We start from the raw sequence: 23,634 nt of genomic DNA on the forward strand, positions 1-23,634 counted from the left end.
CTCTTCTAAAATATAATCAGTCCATAATTTTACAGTGAATAAAAATATTACATATAAATGAAATCTAGTTATAAGAAAAGAAGTTGAAAGGACTTTCCATAATGTCGATAATTTACGAATCTCAAACACTAGTTTCTGCCATGCAAATGCGTGTCGGACAATATAAGGATCTAAAGGAACAGCTCACGGAATTAAAAAAAGGATTTGAGAGTATCGTTCATTTGGATGATGAGCTGCAGGGTCAAGGCGCAGAGGCCATCAAAGGGTTTTACAAAGCACAGATGGATGTCGTGGATTCTTGGCTGCGCCTGATCAATCGCCATATTGCCTTTTTAAGCGGAATTCAAGGAGATACAATCGAAGCGAACCTTAGTGAAACCGTGGTTACTGTTCCTTTTTTAGAGGAAGAGCTGGAAAGCGCCAGTCGAAATTCAAAGGAAATGGTCACAGCCCAAAAAAATGATCTAAAAAAAATATTGGCTGGAATTGATGATATCATTCAGTTAGAACCCTTTTCCGATGATGCGTTCTTTGAGAATATGGAGAGAGCTGAAAGGAAACGGACCGAAACGATAGACAAAGTAAACGAAATCGATCATAAGTGGACGGCTGAATATGCCAAATCCGAAGCGGACCAAGCGGCAGTGACGGCACTCATGGAGCAATTGAAAGTATCCAGTACAAGAGGAGGAGTAGTATCCCCTCTCTATTTTAATGCAACAGCCTATAAAAATAGTGAAGCCTATAAAAACCTGGAAGTAAGGAAAAAAGAGACCGCCCAATATCTGAAGGTTAAGAAAGAGGAAGCAGAGAATCGCAGGATCAAAGACTTGAAGGCACAACTCGATCATGTAACAGATCCGGATGAGTTCCTCAAAATCGCCAAGCGGATCGGGTACGAAAACTTAGCGCCCACCCAGCAGCAATATGTCATGCAGCTAGAATCGGCTAAGCAAACCGCAGACATTGCAAAAGGAATCGGCGTAGGCCTATTTGATGTAGGGAAAGACTTCGTGACAGGAATTTGGGACTTTGTCACAAATCCTGGCGAAACGGTTGAAGGTGTAGCAAATTCGATCATGCACCCGATAAAAACCTATAAATATATTTCCAAATCCATCTCGGACTCATATGAACGGGATATGGTTAATGGCGATGCCTACTCGCGGGCTCACTGGGTATCCTATGCCCTTGGAACAGTCGTCACATCAGTGGTCGGAACAAAAGGCGCAGGAGCCGTAACGAAGACTGGGGCAGCCACAACAAAAGCGGCTGCAGTAAAAGGTGCAACAAAGGCAAAAGAACTGGCCACTATCCCTAACCTATTGCCATACAACCCTAAAAACCAACTGTCGTTGGCAGGTGGAGTACCTTATAATGTGGTTAATGGTGTTGGGTTGAAGGATCAGTTAATTTCTATGGCGAAAGTTGAGTCTGAGGTTAGTGGTAATGTTAGAAGTAATTCTGACCATAAAATTAGAACCTATCGTAATGCAGATTTAAAAAGATTAGAGAAAAAGTATACCGCCGACCCTAGACTTACCATTGAAATGCCTTATGTTGGAAAGGGGCTAAGAAGTACAAATTCGGAAGGGTGGTTACGAGATAAAGATTACTATTGGAAAGAAGTAATGAATAAAAATCCTGAATATTTAAGCAAAATGAATATACAAAAAATAGAATTGGGATTTTCTCCAGTTAATGATAAAAAGTTTAGAGAACACTTCCCACAATATGATATAAAAGAATTGTATAATGATACACTTATTCACCATCATATTGGTGGAGGAGGTCAAGCCGTAGCGGTACCAGCAAAATTACATCCAGGTTCGGGTGGAATCCATAATGCTGAAAAGGCAGCTGAGGTTTGGGGAAAAGATTCTAGTTATGCTGAATTACTTGAGAAATTTTTAAATAAGTAAAACGAAAAGGGTGATATCTTTGTCTATTAAGAAATCAATGGGCCAATACTTCAGAATGAGACAAGAGCTTGCGGATGAAGGAATGGACTTCTTATTTAAGACTCCAGTGACTGAAGATGTTAATTCAATAATTTATGAAGGTGAAGTTGACGAAGAAGATTATATTACATGGAAACCTGTAGAAAAAACTACTTCACAGGACTTAAAGCAGTTAGAAGAGTACTTAGAAGTGGTATTCCATAAATCAATTATTGAATATTTTAATTCATATTGGTTCGCTGATTTAGACGGGTTTATAAATGATTTCTATATCAAATTAGAGGCGGTTTTACCAAACTTCGAATTTGATTCATTCCGGGGAACCTTAGAGGGATATAAGAGCAATCATAACAATAGACTAGAAAATATCCCTTTAGGTATTGAAGGGAATGGTTTGTTAGTGGTAATTGATAATTTGAACGGTAAAGTAAAGTTAGAGGATTTCGAAAGGAATTCATTTGAGGTTGTTTCAGAAAATATTGAAGCATTAATTTCTAAACTAAGGTTAAAAAGATAATTGCATATTAGACATTTCCAAAATTCAGGAAGAATTTGATGAAACCGAGGTAAGTGGGTTCAATCAACTTTTTTATTAAACAACAAGACACAACATCATTAGGCGGTTCCTTACATTTAGGAACGCCTTTTTAATTAGTATGGTTTTATAACTCTTTATAAAGGAGGGGAAATTTATGTCTTTTGAACCTGGTGGAAGAGCAGATAAGTTAGGTAATCGATATGAGGGAAGATGGGTTATTAAACAGTTTTTTAGGCTAATTAATGAGGAAATAGTTTCAATAACAGTAGAACCGGCCGGGGAAGATGAGGTTGGAGTAGAATTTTGGGTTAAGCATAGTGATGGGAAAAAAGAAGGGCATCAATGCAAAGCTAGAAATGCTGATAAAGAGAAATGGACTGTATCAGATTACAAAAATAAGAAGATACTGAAAAAGGTTAAATATCAACTGGATAGGAATCCAAGTTACATATTCAATATTGTTTCAGCAGTTTCTAACACTCTATTAGGAGATATATGTGATTCAGCAAGAAATTCAAGTGGTAATTCCAAGGAGTTTTATGAATATCAAATATTAACCAGAGGAGAGAGTGTTCAAAAAACATTTAAAGATTTTTGTGATGCAATGGGACTAGATGATAAAAATGAAGTGGATTTAAATATTGCCTATAATTATTTAAAGCGTATAAATATAATACTTTTTCCGGATAATGAAGTCACGAAACAAGACCTTTTAAGAGAAGCAAGTTTCTTGTTTACTGGTAAACCCGAAACAGTTTATGCACATTTATCTAATTATCCACTAGAAAATGATAAACTCGGAAGCTCAATTACTTCTAATGATTTATTAACTTATTTAGAAAGGCAAGGTATATTTTTAAAACAATTAGGCCGAAACACTATCATGCCAGTGGTTTTGAGGTTACAAGAAGAATTTAAGGAATCGATACTACCTAATTTAATTAACGATGAAGTTATTAAGCGCCCTGAAACAAATGACTGTATAGAAATTTTAAATCATGACGGTCTAGTAATTGTTACTGGAGATTCAGGTGTTGGTAAGAGTGGTGTACTTTACCAACTAACTAGTTATTTTGATAAAAAGGATATATTATATGTTCCTTTAAGAGTTGACCGGCAAATTCCAAAAGTAAGTGCATTTCATTATGGAAACGAAGTAGGGTTCTCAGATTCCCCAGTTTATTCGATAGCAAGCGTTTCAGATAACAAACCAGCTGTTATCATAATAGATCAGCTAGACGCAATTAGATGGACAGGTGCTCATTCTGCTAATGCATTAGATGTATGTAAAGAGATAATTAATCAAGTATTATTTTTAAAACGACAAGGGAAACAAATTAAACTAATAGTGTCATGTAGAAGTTTTGATTTAAAATATGATCCTGAACTTAAGAATTGGTTTGAAAACAAATTAGATAATCAGGAATATACATGGGAAAGTATACAGGTTAAACCTTTATCAGACAATATTTTACAAGAAGTATTAGGTGAAGTATATTCAAAATTTAACAATAAACAAAAAGCTTTGTTATCTAATCCACAAAATTTATATATGTGGTTAGAAATTAATAAAGAGTGTGATTTTAATTTTAGCTCATCCATAGATTTAATAAGGGCCTTTTGGTCAAATAAGAGGTTAAAAATAGAAAAAGAGGGTTTGTCCGTTACTGACTTAAACGATACAGTAGATAAATTAACTATATATATGGAGAAAAACGGAGTAATATCTGCACCCATAAGAATTGTACATAGAAGTTCACAGATAGCACTTAATGCTCTAAAATCACATTCTATTGTAAGAGAGCAAAATGGAACTTTGAGTTTTAGTCACCAAAGTTACTTAGACTACTTGATAGCTGAAAGAGTAGTAGAATCGATTGAATCAGGAAAAAGTATCTTAGAATGGTTAGGAGATAGGAGTAATCAAACACTGCTCAGACGTGAACAATTACGACAAGCGATGATAATGTTAATTCAAGAAAAATTCTATAACTTTGCTCAATTAGCTAAGGATATTTTATATTCTGATTCTATAAGGTTTCATTTGAAGCATTTAGTACTTGAGGTAATCGGTCAATCTATAGAATATGACATTAAGACTGAAGAACTAATTATTGAATTAATAAAAGATGATTATTGGAGATCGCATGTACTAGAGACGGTGTTTATAGGAAATTCATTAGGTATAAAGTTATTGGCGAGAAAAGGCTATCTTCGAGAATGGATTATGTCTAATAATGAAATGGAAGCTAATATATCAGTAAACCTTTTGAGTAGCATTAAAAATTCCTTTCCCAATGAGTTAGTTGAATTACTTAATGAATTGTCAGAAGGAAATTCCGTATTACAAGATAGATTACTTGGTGTAATAGGTTGGGATACTGAGAGAGATACAGAAGAAATATTTAATCTTCGCATAAAACTAGCAAAAAATAAAAAGTATCATTATTTTAGTAACTGGAATTCCCTTGGAAAGAAATGTCCTTTGAGAGCAATTTCATATATTGAGGCTATTTTAGAGTCCATTGAAGATTTATCTTACTTTAATGATGAAAATAGAAAAAACAGGATTGAAAATTGGTATGAAAATGATATGAAAGAATTACTGCTAGTAGCAGAGAAATACCCTATTGAGGTTTGGGAAAGGTTAATTTCACAGTTAGCAAAATATAATTCACAAATTGAGAGAGAGATTGATGAATCTAATTGGAGAAATACATATGGGGATTACTCCATAATTGAAGGGACAATTAGATTAATCATTAAAGCAGGACGTTCTATGGCAAAGGATGATCCTTCAGAATTTATAAAAAGAGCAAATTATGTACTGGAGAACTATTCAGAAGCTATAAAAGAATTTGTATTTGAATCGATTAGTAACTTATCCTCAAAATATGCAGATTATGGTATAAGTGTTTTCATAAATAATGCATTCAGAATTATACAAATCGGTGAAAATAGGTTCAATATACCGAAAAGAAAAGTAGCAAGAGAAATTATAGAATCTCTTTCACCATATTGCAGTGAAGATGTATTTGGGGAGTTGGAAGAATTAATATATTGTTATCATGAACCAGATGAATTAGAAGTAGCTAGATGGTGTTTGAGGAACAGGAAAGAAGGATTCTTTTCTAACTTTTATTGGGGTGAAGCACAATATCTATTATTGTCGAAATTGGATAGTAAAAGAACAAGTGATAAAGTTAAGACTTTAATTACAGTCCTAAAACGAAGATATGATGGAAAAATAGATGATGAAATTGCGAATGCGAAAAGCTATGGGGGAGGAATCATAAAGTCCAAACTGGATAGTAATCTTTTTAAAATAAGTGATAAATCATGGTTAAATATATTACAAAATTCAAAGGTTAAGGAAGATAACCGCAAGTTGTGGACTAAAGATGAGTCAGGTGCCCTAGTAGAAAGTTCAATTTTTCAATTTTCATCTAGTTTAGAAAGAGTAGCTAAGACAAATCCAGAACGATTTGGAATACTGTCTTTGCAATTATCATCTGATGTTTCACCATCATATATAGCTGCTATTATAAGGGCACTTGCTCTTAAAGAGTATGATTCAGATATAGAACTATATCATGAATGGCAACCTGCTTCTAAAGGCACAATTATTAATGTTTTAGAAAAACATCTTAATGTCAAGAGCAGAGAAATATCTCTTGCTTTTTGTAGATTAGTTAAATCAAGAGATGATATTAATTGGCCTGAAAATATTATAAATATCTTAAAATTTTTGAGTACAAGCCATCCTGATCCAGAAAAAGAAACAATGAATTTATCTAGAACCGATTGGGATGGTTCGATGGAAACCTTATCTTCTACTGAACTGTTTGATAATAGTATTAATTGTGTGAGAGGTGTGGCTGTAGAAGCAATTGGTCATCTTTTATGGAGGGACCCAAAATTATTAAATTTGTTTGAAGACACTATCGAAAATATTATAAGGGACCCACATCCATCAGTTAGAATTAGTTTAGTGGAAACTCTCATACCTATTATAAATATTGATACACAAAAGGCAGTAAATTGGTACGTGAAAAATTGTATAGAAGATTTGCGTGTGGTAGAGGAAAGATACAGTATAAACTTTATGAATTACACAATAAAAGAACATTATGACAAGTTAGGATTAGTACTGGAAAGAATGATTTGTTCTGAACGAGAAGAAGTTGTCATTTTTGGTAGTAGGATGGTAACTGCATATCACATTATTTATAATATATTTGAAGAAAAAGTAAATAAGTGTATCAATGGGTCTCTAAATCAAAGAAGAGGTGTAATTAAAGCAGCAGGTGAAATGATTAGTAATGAAGATTTTTCTAATAAATGTATAAAAATACTTGATGGCTTCTTAGAAAACTATGAAGCAGAATTAAAAGAAGAAATGGATAAAGTTTTCAGATTTGACTTCAATAAGTTAAAACACTTAGAGGACTTCATAAAAAAATATATAAAATCTCTATATTTTACTGATAGCTCAAATTTGATTTACATTCTCTTAGATTATGAGGATGATTTAATGGAGTTTAGCGATATTATATTAAGTTTAAGTGATGAAATAAGTGAACATTGGATGGACAAAACAAGAGATTTTAATAATAGATTAAGGTTAGTATCTACTGAATTGCCTAAACTTCTAATTAGATTGTATAACGATACAGTGAGGATTAACAATAAAGGTATGCTAAATACTTGTTTAGATATCTGGGATAATTTCTTTGAAAAACGTGTTGGAACTGTACGAGAATTAACTGAGGCAATTAATAATTGAGGGTGTCAATTAGTTTTGACACCCTTTTTTTGCCTCTTAAATAACTAAGGTGAATAGTATCATAAGTAAATGTGGTTGGATTATTTTTATGGAAATAAAAAGGTTTAATATGTTAAAGAGAATAGATGGAGGATATTACGATGAACAAGTATAATGAAATAAAGAATTTATTTGAATTAGCTAATAATAAGTATTTAATTGAACAAAAAAATCTCATACAAAGTGGAGTATCAGAACGGACATTATGTGGGCAATTAATGCTTTATCTAAATGAGGTCAAAAAGACGACACAATATAAGCAATATTTTGTTGATGTTGAATACAACAGAAATGTTAATGGGAGATTAAAGACAATTAAAGATGGAGAGGGAGAAATTATAACTATCAATTGTGATTTAATCCTTCACAGTAGAGGAGAAAATCTAGCGCAAGATAACTTAATCGCTTTAGAAATGAAAAAGTCTAATGGAAGTAGAAGTGAGAAAGAAAAAGATAGAGAACGATTAAAAGCTTTAACAAGGCAATCTTTTGATAACATTTGGAGCAGTGATGGAAAATCTCTACCTGAACATGTTTGTAGATACATACTAGGTGTTTATTATGAAATAAATATTTCTCGTATGGTAGCAAAAGTAGAATATTATCAAGATGGAAAACTATTACACAACTATATTAAAACCATATAAAAGAAATGATTTGATATAAAAAGTTGGCGTTAGAGCTCAATTTGTGATATCCAGCTTTATTACTAGATAAAATGAGAGATTATAATATTGGATAATTCAATATAATTACTGGTAATAGAATCCATTTATGATATAATAATGGTGCCTCGTAAAATAGTTACGAGGGAGACTGGTGAACGGTTGTCAAGCTTTATCCAAGCGACATTTCTTGCTGCTATCACAAACCAGCAGGCAATAACAAAGGATAACGTAAGGCAACTGCACTGCATATCGGAATTAACACCTCCATTTGTAGTCAACCATTCAACTGTATACTCAATAGTATATAGGATTAGTAAGATTTTTTAGCCTTGTTGTTTGTGCGAAATCACATACAATGTATACGGTCCTTTTGAAGTCTATTTTATAGGATTTAACTGAGACCACACAGTAAGCTGAGAGGGTGACTGATAATGAATCAGAGTAATAGGCTAAAATTACATGCCCTTTCCAGCTTTGCTAATATTGATTTTGATAAATACCGCACTAAGAATTATAAGCACTTTGATAATAAACTTTCTTTTAAAAATGCTGTTGATAGAGTCACAAATCCATGCTGGGTAAAAAGGCATGGATTTTATCCGTTTATTCATTTTAGTATAAAAATAAATAAATATAATAATGAGATGAAAGGGAAAGAAAAACCAGTGCCGAAAGAAAGAAAAATCTTTTATGCATCTCATATTGATAGCTTTATTTATAAATATTATGGTGACTTGCTAAATGATATGTACAATAAAGTAGCAGTTACACGAGGGATTGATTCTGTTGCAACTGCTTATAGAAAAAAGAATGGAAAATGCAATATCCATTTTGCAAAAGAAGTAATAGATTATATTAAAGGAAATAACCAGGCTTTCATATACGTAGCGGATTTCAAATCTTTTTTTGACGAACTTGACCACAAGTATCTTAAAAATCAATTACAAACAGTCTTAGAAAAAGAAACTCTGCCGGATGATTATTATGCTGTTTTTAAGAGTATTACTAAGTATAGTTGGGTTAATAAAACTAAAATAGATGAATTATTAATGAAGAAATACAAAAATAGAGATAAGAGAAAAAAACTGTCCAGACTTTTAGATGAGAAGGATTTTAGAAGGTTTAGAAAAGCCGATAAACAAAACGTTGAATATAATAAAAGAAATTTTGGCATACCTCAGGGAGCGGGACTGAGTTCAGTATGTTCTAATATTTATTTACTTGACTTTGATGAGAAATTAAATAATTATGTAGAATCCCTTGGTGGTCTTTATAGAAGATATTGTGATGATTTAATCATTGTTATACCATTTGCTGGAGATGCGGCCAATTACAATTATAGCCAACATCTAGACGTAATTGAGCAAGTAAAAAAGGAAACTCCAAGGTTAATCATTCAAAGAGAAAAAACTAATAGGTTTACCTATAGTCAGGATAGAATTTATGATGAGAACCATGAACCAAGTATTTTAAATTACCTTGGCTTTGCATTTGATGGTCAAAATGTGAAATTACGGGAAAAGAGTTTATTCAAATTTTATTGTAGAGCTTATAAAAAGGTTCGATTATGTAATTGGAAGACTGAAGAAGCGGGTGTTAAAAAGTATAGAAAAAGCTTGTATACTAAATATACTCACCTCGGAAATGGCAAGGCAGGATTAGGGAATTTCTTAACTTATGCCAAAAGGGCCCAAGAAGTATTTGATAAAGACTCTACAACGAACAACCTTTTGTCATACCAAGTTAAAAATCATTGGAAAAAAATTCAGAAACGCCTAATAACGCCGAAACCCAAAAAGCCTAGCACCTAATTAAAGAGTGTTAGGCTTTTTAGATTTTAGTGAAGAAACCTCATTTAGATACACTGCCGATAACCGTATAATAAAGGATGGTAAACAAAAGACAGTATTACTAAAAAAATTGAACATCTTTATTTAACATTATTCAGAATTAGATACAACTGACCTTGTAAGCTATTCTTATGGAATTCTATGTTACCATTATCTAAACATTAGTTTTCAACAAGTAAAACATGTATCTTTAGATATCTGAAACATTCTCTAATATAACCACAGTCAGGAGCAAATCATGAGCATCGAGAAAAAGCTAATTGTCAATTCAGACAAGGGTAATTTATTAAATGAATTAATCTCTTCAATAAATGAGTGTGAAAAGTTTTATTTCAGCGTGGCCTTTATTAATTATAGTGGACTACAGCTTTTATTAGATACATTTAAGGAAGCGGAAAAAAGGGGAGTAAAGGGGAAGATTATTACTTCTACTTATCTGAATTTTACTGAAGCGAAGGCTTTAAAGAAAATAAATGAGTTTAGTAATATCCATTTGAAAATTTTTGAAACAGATAAGGCGATTGGTTTTCATACGAAAGCGTATATTTTTGAATTTAAGGATAGTTATAAGGTGATTATTGGTTCTTCTAATATTACTCAAAGTGCACTTAAGAGTAATATTGAGTGGAATGTTGAGATTATTGCTAAAAGGGATGCTCAATTTCTTAAAGATGTTCTTAAGGAATATGATGGCTTATGGAATAGTAGTGTCGTAGCGGATGACAATTTCATTAGTAAGTATGAAGACTTTTTGAGTAAATTAAAGGGCTATACAAATACACAGCAATTTATTTATGAAAGCTCTGAATATATCATTCCTAATAACATGCAAAAACGTGCGGTTGAAAACCTTGAGAGGATTAGATCGTTTGGGGAAAAGAAGGCTTTAGTTATAGCAGCAACAGGGACGGGTAAAACATATATGTCTGCTTTTGATGTAAAGGGATTCAAGCCTAAAAGATTACTGTTCATTGTACATAGAGAAGAAATATTAAAAAAGGCAAAAGAGACCTTTGAAAAGCTCCTTCCTAATGAAAAACTGACATTTGGATTACTGACTGGTAATCAAAAGCAAAAAAATGCTGATTATATTTTTTCTACCATTCAAACTATGTCTAAATGTTACGAAGAATTTAAACGAGATGAGTTTGATTATATTATTTTTGACGAGGCCCACCATGCAACAAGCCCTAGTTATCAAGCAGTGCTAGAATATTTCGACCCACAATTCACATTAGGGATGACAGCTACTCCAGAGAGAAGCGATCAACAAAATGTTTTTGACCTATTTGATAATAATGTTGCCTTGGAGGTTCGTTTACATGAGGCTTTAGAGGATGAATTGGTTATTCCCTTTCATTATTTCGGTATTACCGACATTGAGGGAATTGATTTAAGTGATGTAGATATTGACGATGTAGCGGAGATCACGAAGAGATTAAAGGTTAACGAAAGAGTCGACTTTATTATTAAGAATATGAATTTCTATGGCTATGACGGTGAAAAAAGAAAAGGTTTAGGTTTTTGCGTAACCGTTGAACATGCACAATATATGGCACAAGAATTTAATAGTAGAGGTATTCAAAGTATCTGTTTATCTGGAAATGACTCAGTCGAGCTGAGATCGCATTATATAAATAGATTAGAAGATGACCATGACGATTTAGAATTTATTTTCACCGTTGATATTTTTAATGAGGGTGTTGATATTCCTTCTGTAAATACCGTATTAATGTTAAGGCCAACTAATTCTCCGATCGTTTTTATTCAACAGCTAGGACGAGGGCTTCGTAAACATAAAGACAAGAGTTTCCTAACAGTCCTTGATTTCATCGGGAATCATAGTAAAACGTTCTTAATTGCCATCGCTTTGAATGGTAGTAGATATTATGATAAAGAGAGCTTGAAGGTTGCTATTGCGACTGGCTTTGCAAATATTCCAGGTTGTACACATATTCAAATGGATAAAATCTCGGAAGAACGGATATTGGCGCAGATTGATAAGGAAAACTTTAATTCTTTGAGGTATTTGAAGGAAGAGTACTTTGAATTTAAGAAAATGAATCAAGGTAAAGTTCCTTTCTTATTAATGGATTATATGAAATTTGATGGAGCTCCAGATCCGATTAAGTTTATTAATCGCGAAAAAACCTATTTGCAATTTGTAGCAAAAGTAGAAAAAGAGGATTCCTTGAAAAGGCTATTACTAGACGAAGATTTTGAAGGAGTATTAAGGGAATTATCGAGTAAGCTACCTTTAAAGCGAGTGTATGAGTTTGCGATTGCTAAATATCTATTGGACCATGATGAGATTTCTTTAGAAACCGCAAAACGTGAGATATTGAAGTTGGTTAAAGAGGTAGATGAAGATAGCGTATTGCATGCCCTTCAGTGTCTTAATCAGGATTTTTATGATCCTGGTCAGAAAAAGAGGAACTTTAAGTTATTTACTCTAGACGATGGTCATTTAACTAAGACATCTTCTTATCAAAAGGTTCTACAGAATGAAGAATATAGACCGTATATCGAAGACCTTATTATTTATGGAATCTTTAGATATGAAAAGGAATTTAAAGAAGATTACTATGGTGTGCCACATTTGAAGCTGTATGAGCAATATCAAATGGGTGATGCCGCATTACTATCAAATTATCGCAAAAGCCACAGTGCTTTTAGGGGTTCTGGTCTACTTTCGAATGGAAATGACTATTTCTTATTTATTGATTTACACAAGGAAGAAGATATTAAAGAAAGCATTAATTACCACGATGAATTTATAAACGAACGCATTTTTCAATGGCAGACTCCAAATAGTACAGCCCCAAGTTCTGAGAGAGGCAAGAATATTGTATTCAACCAGGATAGAGGGATTCATTTACATCTATTTATTAGAAAGTATAAAGAAATAGATGGTAAGACAGAACCTTATATTTATATCGGGAAGGGTAACACCGTGGAATATGAAGGGGAAAAGCCAATTACCGTTACGATGGAATTAGAGAATGAAGTCCCAGCTAGTTTATATACGGAGTTCACTAAAAGAGTATAGTCTTCTCATTTGAGAAGACTATTTTTTTCATTTATTAATTGTTCAACAGCTGGAATGTCAGCAGGAGCCCATTTTAGAGAGCTTAGATTCTCGCGCTTTAGCCATATCAGTTTAGAATGTTCATTGGCTGTTGGGGTACCTTCAATAATTCTACATTTTATAGACAATAAATTAATTATAAAGGTTTCATATTCATGCGTATTATCATTAAAGATTGAAGTCTCTGTTTCAACCTTACATTGTAATTCTTCATCAATCTCTCTTTTTAATGCAGTAAAAATATCTTCACCCTTTTCTACTTTTCCACCTGGGAATTCCCACATATTCGGGATGCTCATATCTGGAGAACGTAACGCACATAGTATTTCATCTTTTTCATTTTCAATGATGGCTGCAACTACTTTAACTTGCTTTTTCATGTTATCCTCCTATAGGTTTGCTCTATGTAATCATACCATTACGGTATGTATAATTAAAAGAAACTGAAGGGGAATAATCAGAATAGAACAGTAAGGTTGAAAGGCACTAAGACTCATGAAAAATTGATTGTTTTTCCACAGCATTTAAAGATAATGATTTAATGATTGTCATGTAAAATCCTCCTTATAATTTTTTACCTTACAATTCTATAAGGGAGGATTTACTAACTTTTTTACAACCTATATGAAGTTTTATTTGGATTAGTGTACAAAACTTTGCACAATTTGTGAAATCATAAAAACTAACAAACTTGATATAATAGCTCCGACCAAAATATTATAGCCTGAAATGAAATCATTATAGAATCCAATTGTTCCAATCAATAAAAAAATCAGAATAAAAACATATGATATAGAGAGAGAAATTAGAATTTTACGAAAAATACGTTGATCTGCAACAACGTAACTACTGTTCCACTTATCATTTTTCTTCTTGACTAAGAAATTAATTACTTGATAACCAATAACAAGAGAAGCTATCCCCCATAAAAACCATAGGTTACCATCATTTGTTAAATTTGAATAACATGAATATCCAAAGGAAAAGAATAAGTACATATAACCAACTAAAATCATCCACTTTTTCAAACGCATAAAGATCCCTCCTGATTTTAATCTGTTTTTTCTTCTAAAAAGAATAATTTGTCGATTGGTTCATTTAATACAGCAGAGAGCATTAAAACAATTCCTATTGAGGGTTCGTATTTTTGTTTTTCCAAAGCAACAATGGTTTGTCTATGTACACCTATTCGATCCGAAAGTTCTTCTTGGGTAAAATCATGTAATCTTCGAAAATACCGTACGTTGTTTTTTACTGTTCCTCTTTTCAAATTTCCCACCTCTTATGTATAGTATTATATACAAAATGGATTAAAAAGAATACATTTTAAAGAATGAAAGGAGTTTATTGGAGATAAAGTAGACAAGAAGATTAAAAACATGAGCTGGTTGTGCCAGACCCATATCCTCAAAAAAGAGACATCCCCCAAAGGATGTCTCTTCTCTTTTACAAACTTATAGCACTCATAATCCCCTCATGCGTAGCTTCCTCTATCGTCCGCGGACCAAAACAATCCCAAATCTGTTTCACAATGGGAGCATGGCCTTTCATTTCTTCGAATAGTTCTGTGTTGGGAATGCGGTTAAGGGAGAGGACGATGGAGTCCCAGTTGGTTAGTTCTTCTTTTTGTTGGTTGAATAGGTTCCGGATGGTGACGTGATCTTCTTTGATTGTCCCGATGTCGTAATGGGGAAGGAGTGTGACGTTTAGGTTGTATAGTTTTTTTAAGTATTCATTTCTGAGATATTGGTGGACGGTTTCGCCGATGTGGAGTCGTGATGATATGAGTGTGACTCCATGGCCTTTTTCGGCTAGATAGATGGCCGCTTCCATTCCTGGCCAGTCGCCCCCAAAGTCGAATACGAGTACGTTGTCCCCCACTTTTTTGGTTGAGCTGAAGAGGTCATCACTCATGATGATCCGTGGGTCACGACTCCTTCGATTGCCTTGAGTATAGGGCCGTGAGCCGGTTGCACAGATAATGGCGCCTGGTTTCCATTCGGATATTTCTTGGACGGTGGCCGTTTTGCCTAATTGCAGATTCACATTGCTTCTCATTAATTTCTGGGAGTAGTTATCGAGTGTGATTTCTGCCAGTTTATCCTAAATAGGTATTTTGTCATGATTTTGTTAGGTGATAAATAGGTAATATGATATAATTATCCTTATTATATAAAATTTACCTATTATGGATAAGGAGAGTAAAAATGAAAAAATTATTTTGTGCGATATCAACCATTGGTCTGATAAGTAGTTTTTTAGTAAGTCCAACTTTTGCTAATGAAAATACTGACATACTAGAAGGAAAGGTTAATCAAATACTCGAAGAATCAGGATATGATATTGAAACATTAGAAGAAATGGAATTTACTGATAAAGAGGAAATAGCTACAGCAATACTTGAAGATCCTAGTTTAGTTGAGTCTAGTAATACCTTGTTAACAATTGATAATATTTCGACGTTAGAGTATTTTACAAATACTGAAGATAGTGAACTTATTCAAGAAGGATATGAGCAAGAAGAAATAAATAATATTAGGGATAAAATAGATTATATTGATAACTTAAGTAAAAATGAAGTAAAAGAAAAATATAATGTAAGTTCATCAGAATATAAAATGATAAAAAAGGCTATAGAAACTAACCCTGAATATGAAGCTAATGCCGATTCTGGAGAAAAGACTGTAACCACTTCAGGGAGTATTGCCACTTCTAAAATGTCTTTTGGTATGACGAAAGTTAATAACTCTACATCTAAAGCTCCTTCATATAACATTACTGTTACATATAACTGGAAATCGCCTTATTTTGTTGATTCCTTTAGTGATAATATTGGAATTGCATGGGGCGGTGGTTTAAATTCAAAAAATATTTCCTCTACAGCTAAATATTATGCTGGTAACTGGTATACAGGTAAATTTAATAGTTTAAAATACACTAAAAGTTGGAGTAAAAGTGAAACTCCTAATAAGGGAATAGTATTTTCCACAGCTCAATCAAGAGCGGTTGCTACTCAACAAAATAAAACGGGTACTATAAAAGCTACACTTTATCAAACAAAGTTCAAAGGCTATGATACAAAAGTTATTTCACAATTTGCACATAAAATTGTAACAGTAAGCAATATTACAATATCAGGAACTCCCAGCATTACTATAGGTACTGGTTTTGATAAGAGTGCTCAAAAAGCTTCTACAATAAAATATTAAAAATAAGTATATATATTTTAATAATTGATTATTTAGGCAGATGATTAAAAAAATGATAATAAAAAAGAATTTATTATGTATTATACTAATAGTTATAGCGTTTATTGCCATTGTATTTTTGGTATTTAATTATATGGATTTTGAGAAAGAAGAAGTAAACTATGATAAGATAATCCCAGAAAATCAGTGGGCTTTAATAAATAATGGCCAAAAGGTGGAAAATTCTTTTGGGGTAAAAAACTATGATATAAGCGCTAAAGAAGCTTGGAAAGTAACTAAGGGCGATAGAAAAGTAATTGTAGGAATCCTTGACACAGGAATAGATATTTCAAATCCTAATATTTCTGATAATATTTTTTTGAATCAAAAAGAAACTGAAAAAAATGGATTAGATGATGAAAAAAATGGATTTATTGATGATATCAATGGATGGAATTTCTTGAAAAATGACAACTCTGTTTATGATAGATATTTGTCCGATTATCATGGTACATTTATTGCTTCATTAATTGTTGGTAAACATGACCTTAATAATAATGTTTGGGGAGTGGCACCTGAAGTTAACATTCTACCTTTGAAATTTATTAATGGATCTACTGGAAATACTGATAATGCAATAAGGGCAATTGAATATGCATATAAAATGGGAGTTAGAATCATTAATTGCAGTTGGGATAATACTAGTTTTGATACTGGTTTGTACGATACAATGAAAAAATATAAAGATATATTGTTTATTAGTTCATCTGGTAATAATCAAAATAACTTAAAGAAAACACCTGTATATCCATGCAGTTTTGAATTAGATAATGTTGTTTGTGTGGCGGCTGTTAATAATACTGGTAAAATATATGAATACTCAGGCTATGGTAGTGAAGATTTGATTTATGCTCCTGGTGAAACTATATTAGGTTCCTTACCAGAAAATGATTACCTATATTCAAGTGGTGCATCTTTCGCTACAGCTTATGTAACAGGAGTAGCAGCTTTAGTAATAAGTGAGTATGAGGACATTAGTAGTAATGACTTAGCCCAAATACTTAAAATTAGTAAAAAATCGTTAACGAATGCCAACGCAGATGCCTATGACATAATTGATGCTAAAAAAGCTCTCGATAAAGCAAAAGTTATGGAGTAAAAAATTTTATTAGGGATTGATATTATGTTTTATTTACTTATTATTATAATGATAGGAATTTGCTTTCTACAATATAAAATGGTTAAAAAATCTACTATACTTGTAAGTTTGCTTTTACCTATCCTATTTAGTATTGCTTACATCTTTCTTAACTTTGATATTTTTCATATATACGTGTTAGTTTTTTGTATTATACTTTGGTTAATATTTTTTTGGAAAGTGCTCAATATTAAAAAAAGGTAAGAATAAAATAGGTCGTGCCATACCTATATAAAAAGAAAAGAGACATCCCCCAAAGGATGTCTCTTCTCTTTTTATAAACCTAACACACTCATCATCCCTTCATGCGTCGCTTCCTCTATCGTACGCGGGCCAAGGCAGTCTCCTATTTGTTTCACAATAGGCGCATGGCCTTTCATTTCTTCGAATAGTTCTGTGTTGGGAATGCGGCCAAGGGAGAGGACGATGGAGTTCCAGTTTGTTAGTTCTTCTTTTTGTTGGGTAAATAGGTTCCGGATAATGACGTGATTTTCTTTGATTGCCCCGATATCATAATGGGGAAGGAGTTTGACGTTTAGGTTGTATAGTTTTTTTAGGTATTCGTTCCTGAGATATTGGTGAACGGTTTCGCCGATGTGCAGTCGTGATGATATGAGTGTGACTCCATGGCCTTTTTCGGCTAGATAGATGGCTGCTTCCATGCCTGGCCAGTCTCCGCCAAAGTCGAATACGAGTACGTTGTCCCCAACTTTTTTTGTTGAGCTGTATAGGTCATCACTCATAATGATCCGTGGGTCATCGATTCCTTCGATGGCTGGTGTATAGGGCCGTGAGCCGGTTGCACAGATGATGGCGTCCGGGTTCGCTTCGGATATTTCTTGAGCGGTAGCCGTTTTGCCTAATTGCACATTTATATTGCTTCTCATTAGCTTACGGGAGTAGTTATCGAGCATCGATTCTGCCAGTTCATGACGCATCGGTGCTTTGCGCATGGTACGAAGCAGGCCGCCGATTGATTTGCTTTGATCAATCAGTGTAACGGAATGACCGAGGTAGTCCGCTGTTATGGCTGCCTGTAATCCACCAGGTCCGGCGCCGATGACGAGGACATTTTGTTTGGTTCTCGTTTTCTTTAATTCTGGTAATATCCATGCTTCTTTACCTGTTGTTGGGTTTTGGACACAGCCAATCGGCAGTCCTTTATGATAGTGGCCGATACAGGCCTGTAAACAGCCGATGCATGCATCGATTGCTTGCAGGTCGCCGTTTTTGGCTTTGTTGGGCATGTCTGGGTCGACGATTAAGGCCCTGGTCATTCCTACTACATCGGCTTTTCCGGTGGATACGATCTGTTCGGCTTCAACGGGGTCGACGATTCGATTGCCGACAAAGACCGGTACGGCTCCCGCCATCCTGATTTTGAATCCATGTGGAGATAGGTATGCGTGCTTTATCGGTGATGGCGGCACGATATGTGTTGATCCCTCGAAGGTACTTGAATCTCCGGCCGTGACATTGATGAAATCCAATCGAACTTTTTCCGCAAGATATTCGACAATTTGCACGGAATCCTTCATCGTTGTCCCGTCCATCGTCAGTTCGTCTGAACTCATGCGAATGCCGACGGTAAAGTCTTCTCCGACCCTTTCCCATACTTTCTCCAAAATTTCCACGATGAATCGCATTCGATTTTCGAATGATCCGCCGTAGTTATCGGTGCGCTTATTTGTATGCACCGACCAAAACTGGGCGGGAAGATATCCGTGTGAACAGCAAATTTCGACTCCATCAAGTCCGCCTTCCTTTGCCAGCTGTGCTGAATGGGCGAAGCCTTCAATTACTCCTTCAATATCTTCTAAACTCATTGGTTTTGGCATGACGCCGAAGCGCAGGCTGGGAACGGCGGATGGCGCCCACGCCGCATTTCGGTAGTCGCTCGATACGACTTCCCTTCCGCCATGAAATAGCTGCGAGAATACCTTCGTTCCATACTTATGGAGCGTTTCGGAAATCTCTTTATAAGCATCGACAATTCTTTGGTCAAATCCTGCAATTGTTTTGGACGTTAGCATGCCGGATGGATGTACGGATGCCGCTTCAAGGATGATCAATCCGACGCCCCCTTTGGCGCGGGCTTCATGATAGGCGACCATATCCGAAGTGGGGATACCGTCCGTGACATGATTTGTTTGATGCGCTGTACTTAAGATTCGGTTTTTTAATTCAGTCGAACCGATCGTTAAATGAGTAAACAGATTCTTGAATTGAGCCATGATCATGACCACTCCCTAATGTTAGATAGAATGAGAGTATAGAGGGCACCAATCGCCCTCTACCTATCCCTATACAGGTTCAATATGCAATAATCATGCCGTTCGGGAATTTGGATTCAGCATCTTTTTTTTACTTTAATAAAGAGGGTATGGCCCATGAATCTAGTATTTTATATATAGATAACTGAACCTTTTTTGAAAAGTGGTGATTCATAAAAGGTTCAGCTTTAAATTTGGTTGGTATATGGACATTCGTTGCTAATGAGAGGGGCACTTATTTCTTTGCCGCCCCAAAAAGTGTAACAAAATCGGTTCGAAATCAAATTATGGGGTGATTGTGTGGATACGGAAGTAAAAAAAGAATCACTAATTGTATTTTCCGATATTTCTATTTTGGATGTGAAATCCTTACTGAAAATCAATTCTTCTCCTTTTATTGTCATGAAAAATCACTTGGAAATCCTCGGCATTTTAGAGGAAGGTTTCTTTTTGAAGAGATTGGATAGTGAGGGTCATGATCAAGAAATCACGGCTTATCTGAATACATCGTTTGTCGTTGTGGAGGATTTAGATAAGCTAAGTGAAGAGGATCTGTGCACCTATGATTTTGTGATTCAATATGGCGATAACCAATATAGATGCAATCCGATCACTGATGCAAGGGAAATTCTGCTTAAACAGAAGGTTAAGAGCTTAATAAGCTTAAATGAATCACTGCATGAAGAGCTTGAGGTGACAAGAAAGAAGGTCAAAGAGCTGACGCAAATCCTGGATTCCAGCTATGATGAAATTTTCGTGACCGATGCCAACGGGGACACATTATTCGTGAGTGAAGCGTGTAAGAAGCTTACAGGGCTGCCGCCTGAGGCCTTTATTAATAAGAACATTAGAGAGCTAGTGGAAAAGGGATTGATCAGCAATTCGGTTACATTACAAACGATGAAAACGAAAGCGATCCATTCAGCGGAGCAAACGTATCCGCATGGGCTGACTGTATTCAGCACAGCGAAGCCGATTTTTGATGAGGAGGGGAACTTATATAGAATCGTTTCGAATTCCAGGGATATCACCGAATTGGTTGAGATGAAGAGTCAATTGAACAGGGTGAACCTTCGGAACCAGCGAGCCCGGCATGAGAATTCGAGAACCGTTTCGTTCAATAATTTTATTACAAATTCGGATAAGATGATAAAGGTTTTGGAATTAGCTGAAAAAGTCGCACCGATGGATTCATCGATCTTCATCCATGGTGAAACCGGAGTCGGGAAAGGCGTATTAGCAAGGGGCATTCATGATCTTAGCAGTAGAAAGGATAAGAAATTCATTCAAGTGAATTGCGGCGCGATTCCATCGGCATTAATCGAATCCGAGCTGTTTGGCTACGAAAGCGGTGCATTCACGGGAGCCAATAAGCATGGAAAACAAGGACTTGTTGAGAGTGCTGATGGCGGTACATTGTTTCTTGATGAAATCGGGGAAATGCCGCTCGACATTCAAGTGAAAATCCTGCATTTGGTCCAGGATCGAACATTCATGAAGGTGGGAGGAACGAAGGAGAAAAAGGTGAATATCCGCATCATCTCCGCTACGAATAAAGACTTGAAGCAAATGATCAAGAATAATCAATTTCGTGAAGATCTATACTATCGGCTGCATGTCGTTCCAATGGAAATACCGCAGCTGCGTGAGCGGAAGGAAGATATCTTATTATTAACCGATTATTTTCTGAAGAAATTCAATGAAAAATACGGTCAATCCATCACGATCGATGATCATTCGAAGTTAATTCTGCAGCTGCAGGATTACCCGGGCAATGTTCGGGAGTTGGAAAATGTAATTGAACAAATCGTCGTGACGGCCAGGAAACCTATCGTAACGATAGAGGATTTGCCTTCCGATTTAACCTACAAAGATACAGCGTTGGTCAATTTAACAGGAATCATTCCCTTGAAAAGAGCGTTAGAGGAAACGGAAAAGCAATTATTGTCACAGGCCCTTTCCACCTATAAATCAACCAGAAAAATGGCCAAGGCCCTGGAGGTCAGCCAAACGACGATCATGCGCAAACTGGGCAAATACCAATTTAGCTATCAGGACGATTAATAATAAATTAGCCTCTTTAAAATCTGAATATTCAAAAACTTGGTATGGATATTGCATATTTAATGATTGATTATTTTTATTTTGATAAGGGGGTCAAGAAATGGGTGAGCTGATTTTCTCTTTAAGCTATGGAGGTTCCTTAATTGTCATGGGGTGGATCACGAAGGTTTTCCTAGTAAGAATGAAAAGAAATCAAGAAGAAATAAAAGCAAAAGATCCGATTGAAAAGGTGGGGATGTAAGTGGCCTTTCTCCTTGGTATTATCATATCCTTTTGTGTGTATGTCTCGATCGGCATCTTTTTATTCAGGAAAGTGAAAAGCTCAGAGGAATACTATGTTTCTGGAAGAAGCGGAAACACATTGATGATTATGGGTACGCTTGTGGCCTCTTTCCTAAGTACGGTATCCTTCATGGGAGAAGCGGGATTTTCCTATGAAGGGTATCCGATCCTGCTGCTTATCCTCGTTATTTTTAATGCAAGCGGCTATATATTCGGAGTGTTCCTGTTTGGCAGGTATTTAAGAAGAAGCAAATCATTGACCGTTCCTGAATTTTTTGGTAACCGCTTTCATTCTAAAAAGGTAAGGCTGGCGGCTGCGATCACGACGATTCTTGGAATCGCTGCATACTTGGTTGCCGTTACTCAAGGGGCAGCCGTTTTATTGGCCGAGGTTTCTGGTGTTTCCTATCCAATGGCCCTGGTGATCATGTGGGTCGTGTATTCATCCTTCACCATTCTCTCAGGAGCGAAGGGCGTCATGGTCAATGATACGGTGATGTTCTTTTTATTCTCGATCGCAACGTATATTAGCTTTCCTTATATTATCAAATCAGCAGGCGGTTTCCCTGATGCCGTTACGAAAGCGGCAAACCTGGCTGAACGGCCTGATTTATTAAGCTGGCATGGCATTACCGGACCTGGCGCAACGATGGGCACTCCTTGGGAAGCATTGGCCTGGGCCGTCATCATGGGCTTGGTCTGGGGCATTGTCATTGCCGTGAGTCCATGGCAAAGCAGCCGATATTTAATGGCCAGAAATGAACATGTAGCCATCCGGGCCGGCGTTTGGGCAACGATATCCATTTTGACCGTCTATTTGTTTCTTCATATCAGTATATCGACAATCACCACCATTAAAGCGGATATCGCCCCGACGGAAAAGGTATTCATTTGGGCAGCGATGAATATTGTCCCGACATGGCTTGGCGTCATCATCGTCAGCGGCATCATGGCTGCTGCATTATCATCCTGTTCGAGCTTCCTTCAGATTATAGGAAGCAGCATTACACGGGATATCATGGAACAATCGCGGAAAAAGGAATACACCGATCATCATCTATTACGGGCTAGCCGCATTTCCATGGTTGTGATTAGTTTGATCATCTTATTGATTGGATTGTTCCAGCCACCTGCCGTCATGTGGATCGGCTACTTTGCGGCTACACTATTTGCGGCATCATGGGGACCGATTGCCATATCAAGCGTATTCTCAAAGAAGGTAACGAAAGAAGGCGCATTTTGGAGCATCGTATTCGGCTTCGTTGGCGTGATACTCGGAGAAAGTCTCGGCATGTTCGGAATAAGCCTTCCCGTTTACCTAAATCCTGTCATCATTGGTTTAATCTTAAGCATAGGCGCACTTATCATTGGCTCCAAGTATGGAACGATCACCATCAAAGAAAGGGAGTTTCAGGCAAATATCCTTCAAACCCCGATTGAAATAGACGAGCAAAAAGAAATGAACATCACCCGCAGATACCCAGCCTATTTAATGATCAGCGGCGTCATGATCATCATGGTTACACTGGTGTTTTATTATTGGCCGATCAGTATGAATGGATAGATTGAAAGAAACTATTGTACAGGCAGGGGAAATCCCTGCCTTTTTTTTGCGTGACTGGCTAAATTTCAAACTATGTATCACCATGACTATTTACCCTTAGCTCCATGATATAATAGTAGCATTAACTTAATGAGG

The 23,634-nt window shown here is 35.5% G+C and carries 16 protein-coding genes; 11 read left to right on the forward strand and 5 right to left on the reverse strand.

The window, feature by feature from the left end:
• Nucleotides 1-101 precede the first annotated feature (101 nt).
• The 6 genes from ACQKFG_RS10415 to ACQKFG_RS10440 all read left to right on the forward strand — a co-directional run bounded on the left by ACQKFG_RS10415 (nt 102) and on the right by ACQKFG_RS10440 (nt 12,891).
• Nucleotides 102-1,922, forward strand: a complete 1,821-nt coding sequence (locus ACQKFG_RS10415) for a T7SS effector LXG polymorphic toxin (protein ID WP_427558600.1) — start codon at nt 102-104, stop codon at nt 1,920-1,922.
• Between the two features lie 37 nt (nt 1,923-1,959).
• Nucleotides 1,960-2,478 (forward strand): SecY-interacting protein Syd, encoded by a 519-nt coding sequence (locus ACQKFG_RS10420; RefSeq protein ID WP_427559687.1) that lies wholly within the window; start codon nt 1,960-1,962, stop codon nt 2,476-2,478.
• Between the two features lie 175 nt (nt 2,479-2,653).
• Complete coding sequence (locus ACQKFG_RS10425) at nt 2,654-7,285, forward strand: NACHT domain-containing protein (protein ID WP_427558602.1); 4,632 nt, start codon at nt 2,654-2,656, stop codon at nt 7,283-7,285.
• A 140-nt stretch (nt 7,286-7,425) separates the two neighbouring features.
• Nucleotides 7,426-7,971 carry a hypothetical protein gene (locus ACQKFG_RS10430; RefSeq protein WP_427558605.1) on the forward strand — a complete coding sequence of 182 codons (546 nt, stop codon included), beginning with the start codon at nt 7,426-7,428 and terminating at the stop codon, nt 7,969-7,971.
• 452 nt (nt 7,972-8,423) lie between these two features.
• Nucleotides 8,424-9,803 (forward strand): antiviral reverse transcriptase Drt2, encoded by a 1,380-nt coding sequence (drt2, locus tag ACQKFG_RS10435; RefSeq protein WP_427558608.1) that lies wholly within the window; start codon nt 8,424-8,426, stop codon nt 9,801-9,803.
• Nucleotides 9,804-10,080: 277 nt separating this feature from the next.
• Entirely contained in the window at nt 10,081-12,891 is a 2,811-nt protein-coding gene (locus tag ACQKFG_RS10440) for a DEAD/DEAH box helicase (RefSeq protein ID WP_427558611.1), read from the forward strand.
• Between the two features lie 5 nt (nt 12,892-12,896).
• Here ACQKFG_RS10440 and ACQKFG_RS10445 read toward each other — a convergent pair whose 3' ends face one another.
• From ACQKFG_RS10445 to ACQKFG_RS10460, 4 genes are all read right to left on the reverse strand, one after another.
• A complete protein-coding gene (locus ACQKFG_RS10445) occupies nt 12,897-13,310 on the reverse strand; it encodes a (deoxy)nucleoside triphosphate pyrophosphohydrolase (protein WP_427558614.1) in 414 nt (137 codons plus the stop codon).
• A gap of 261 nt (nt 13,311-13,571) precedes the next feature.
• Nucleotides 13,572-13,964 (reverse strand): hypothetical protein, encoded by a 393-nt coding sequence (locus tag ACQKFG_RS10450; RefSeq protein ID WP_427558617.1) that lies wholly within the window; start codon nt 13,962-13,964, stop codon nt 13,572-13,574.
• A gap of 17 nt (nt 13,965-13,981) precedes the next feature.
• Nucleotides 13,982-14,200, reverse strand: coding sequence for a helix-turn-helix transcriptional regulator (locus ACQKFG_RS10455; RefSeq protein ID WP_427558620.1), 219 nt, complete (start codon nt 14,198-14,200; stop codon nt 13,982-13,984).
• A gap of 176 nt (nt 14,201-14,376) precedes the next feature.
• Nucleotides 14,377-14,976 carry an FAD-dependent oxidoreductase gene (locus ACQKFG_RS10460; protein WP_427558623.1) on the reverse strand — a complete coding sequence of 200 codons (600 nt, stop codon included), beginning with the start codon at nt 14,974-14,976 and terminating at the stop codon, nt 14,377-14,379.
• 161 nt (nt 14,977-15,137) lie between these two features.
• On the opposite strand from ACQKFG_RS10460, the gene ACQKFG_RS10465 reads away from it, so the two are divergent.
• Together ACQKFG_RS10465 and ACQKFG_RS10470 are read left to right on the forward strand one after the other, a co-directional pair.
• Complete coding sequence (locus tag ACQKFG_RS10465) at nt 15,138-16,139, forward strand: hypothetical protein (protein ID WP_192206357.1); 1,002 nt, start codon at nt 15,138-15,140, stop codon at nt 16,137-16,139.
• 52 nt (nt 16,140-16,191) lie between these two features.
• Complete coding sequence (locus tag ACQKFG_RS10470; protein ID WP_192206356.1) at nt 16,192-17,277, forward strand: S8 family serine peptidase; 1,086 nt, start codon at nt 16,192-16,194, stop codon at nt 17,275-17,277.
• A gap of 314 nt (nt 17,278-17,591) precedes the next feature.
• On the opposite strand, the gene ACQKFG_RS10475 is transcribed toward ACQKFG_RS10470, so the two are convergent.
• Nucleotides 17,592-19,550 (reverse strand): FAD-dependent oxidoreductase, encoded by a 1,959-nt coding sequence (locus ACQKFG_RS10475; protein ID WP_427558627.1) that lies wholly within the window; start codon nt 19,548-19,550, stop codon nt 17,592-17,594.
• Between the two features lie 339 nt (nt 19,551-19,889).
• On the opposite strand from ACQKFG_RS10475, the gene ACQKFG_RS10480 reads away from it, so the two are divergent.
• The 3 genes from ACQKFG_RS10480 to ACQKFG_RS10490 all read left to right on the forward strand — a co-directional run bounded on the left by ACQKFG_RS10480 (nt 19,890) and on the right by ACQKFG_RS10490 (nt 23,499).
• Nucleotides 19,890-21,653 carry a sigma-54 interaction domain-containing protein gene (locus ACQKFG_RS10480; RefSeq protein ID WP_427558630.1) on the forward strand — a complete coding sequence of 588 codons (1,764 nt, stop codon included), beginning with the start codon at nt 19,890-19,892 and terminating at the stop codon, nt 21,651-21,653.
• A 100-nt stretch (nt 21,654-21,753) separates the two neighbouring features.
• A complete protein-coding gene (locus ACQKFG_RS10485; protein WP_153246165.1) occupies nt 21,754-21,894 on the forward strand; it encodes a hypothetical protein in 141 nt (46 codons plus the stop codon).
• Nucleotides 21,895-23,499 carry a sodium:solute symporter family protein gene (locus tag ACQKFG_RS10490; RefSeq protein ID WP_427558633.1) on the forward strand — a complete coding sequence of 535 codons (1,605 nt, stop codon included), beginning with the start codon at nt 21,895-21,897 and terminating at the stop codon, nt 23,497-23,499. It abuts the gene before it with no gap.
• The last annotated feature ends 135 nt before the right edge of the window (nt 23,500-23,634 follow it).

The sequence above is a fragment of the Peribacillus sp. NPDC076916 genome, from assembly GCF_050269675.1.
Classification (GTDB): domain Bacteria; phylum Bacillota; class Bacilli; order Bacillales; family DSM-1321; genus Peribacillus; species Peribacillus aracenensis.

Excerpts from the sequence above, each read along its gene's own strand:
- ACQKFG_RS10430 (WP_427558605.1), top strand. The coding sequence starts at position 7,426 with ATGAACAAGTATAATGAAATAAAGAATTTATTTGAATTAGCTAATAAT.
- ACQKFG_RS10465 (WP_192206357.1), top strand. The coding sequence starts at position 15,138 with ATGAAAAAATTATTTTGTGCGATATCAACCATTGGTCTGATAAGTAGT.
- ACQKFG_RS10425 (WP_427558602.1), top strand. The coding sequence starts at position 2,654 with ATGTCTTTTGAACCTGGTGGAAGAGCAGATAAGTTAGGTAATCGATAT.
- ACQKFG_RS10475 (WP_427558627.1), bottom strand. The coding sequence starts at position 19,550 with ATGGCTCAATTCAAGAATCTGTTTACTCATTTAACGATCGGTTCGACT.
- ACQKFG_RS10450 (WP_427558617.1), bottom strand. The coding sequence starts at position 13,964 with ATGCGTTTGAAAAAGTGGATGATTTTAGTTGGTTATATGTACTTATTC.
- ACQKFG_RS10440 (WP_427558611.1), top strand. The coding sequence starts at position 10,081 with ATGAGCATCGAGAAAAAGCTAATTGTCAATTCAGACAAGGGTAATTTA.
- drt2 (WP_427558608.1), top strand. The coding sequence starts at position 8,424 with ATGAATCAGAGTAATAGGCTAAAATTACATGCCCTTTCCAGCTTTGCT.
- ACQKFG_RS10470 (WP_192206356.1), top strand. The coding sequence starts at position 16,192 with ATGATAATAAAAAAGAATTTATTATGTATTATACTAATAGTTATAGCG.
- ACQKFG_RS10485 (WP_153246165.1), top strand. The coding sequence starts at position 21,754 with ATGGGTGAGCTGATTTTCTCTTTAAGCTATGGAGGTTCCTTAATTGTC.
- ACQKFG_RS10445 (WP_427558614.1), bottom strand. The coding sequence starts at position 13,310 with ATGAAAAAGCAAGTTAAAGTAGTTGCAGCCATCATTGAAAATGAAAAA.
- ACQKFG_RS10415 (WP_427558600.1), top strand. The coding sequence starts at position 102 with ATGTCGATAATTTACGAATCTCAAACACTAGTTTCTGCCATGCAAATG.
- ACQKFG_RS10420 (WP_427559687.1), top strand. The coding sequence starts at position 1,960 with ATGGGCCAATACTTCAGAATGAGACAAGAGCTTGCGGATGAAGGAATG.